Source organism: Rhodococcus sp. KRD162 (assembly GCF_017168335.1).
Classification (GTDB): domain Bacteria; phylum Actinomycetota; class Actinomycetes; order Mycobacteriales; family Mycobacteriaceae; genus Rhodococcoides.
The window spans coordinates 1-423 of the sequence record NZ_JABFAU010000082.1; the positions used below are offsets into that span (position 1 = coordinate 1).

The 423-nt window shown below is 63.6% G+C and carries 1 protein-coding gene; it reads right to left on the reverse strand.

Annotation, left to right across the window (positions count from 1 at the left end; all coding sequences use genetic code 11):
* Nucleotides 1-227, reverse strand: a 227-nt coding sequence (gene rplM, locus J1M87_RS27570) for a 50S ribosomal protein L13 (RefSeq protein ID WP_206492831.1), incomplete at its 3' end; no start/stop codon positions are given.
* Between the last annotated feature and the right edge of the window lie 196 nt (nucleotides 228-423).

Here is a 423-nt window from a genome sequence, read left to right on the forward strand (position 1 = left end):
CGGTAGGCGCGCTTCTTCTCGAGCTTGGCACCCGTGAGGGCGACCTTTTCCGCGTTGATGATGATGACGAAATCGCCGGTGTCCACGTGGGGAGCGAAGGTCGGCTTGTGCTTCCCGCGCAGCAGTGTTGCGGTCTGGCTGGCAAGACGACCCAGGACGACGTCGGTGGCGTCGATGACGTGCCACTGACGCTGGACGTCACCGGGCTTCGGAGTGTGCGTACGCACGTTGATCTGCCTTCGTTTGTCTGCTGATGACACGAATGCTCGTGTCCGATGGTTCCGCTGTGCTTCGGGGCCCGGGTGAGATCCGGGCGGCATCCGTGCGTCCACAACCCGGTGCACCGCACGGCCCTGCGCTCTGCAACATGAGCGACCGATGCGGGTACACGTGAACCGGGGCAGAACACGCACAACAGCATTC